At 40.3% G+C, this 238-nt stretch carries 1 protein-coding gene; it reads right to left on the bottom strand.

Features of this window, described 5'->3' with window-relative positions:
* Window positions 1–17: 17 nt before the first annotated feature.
* The coding region (locus tag AAEY75_RS16960) for a hypothetical protein (protein ID WP_352260341.1) at window positions 18–238 on the bottom strand (221 nt) is incomplete at its 5' end.

The raw sequence follows: 238 nt of genomic DNA, 5'->3' as shown, positions 1-238 counted from the left end.
CGTAAATAGCACCTAGTTTATGTACTATGCCACGCTGCTATGAAACCAATAATAGCGCTACTTATAGCGATACTTGCGGCAATTAAATCGTATTGTAAATAAAATAATGCAGCAATAACCATAGCCGCACTGCTAAACAAACCTAAAACCAAGGGTTTATGAGATCCCTTCGGAGCCTGTACTTGAATTTGTGGTGGGCGTTTTAAGCTTTGATAAATTAGATCGGGCAGCTCTGGCA

It is taken from the genome of Psychrobacter sp. TB55-MNA-CIBAN-0194, assembly GCF_040309505.1.
GTDB lineage: Bacteria > Pseudomonadota > Gammaproteobacteria > Pseudomonadales > Moraxellaceae > Psychrobacter > Psychrobacter fozii.
Note: the sequence above shows the minus strand (reverse complement) of the source record. Positions and strands in the feature narration are given on the sequence as shown.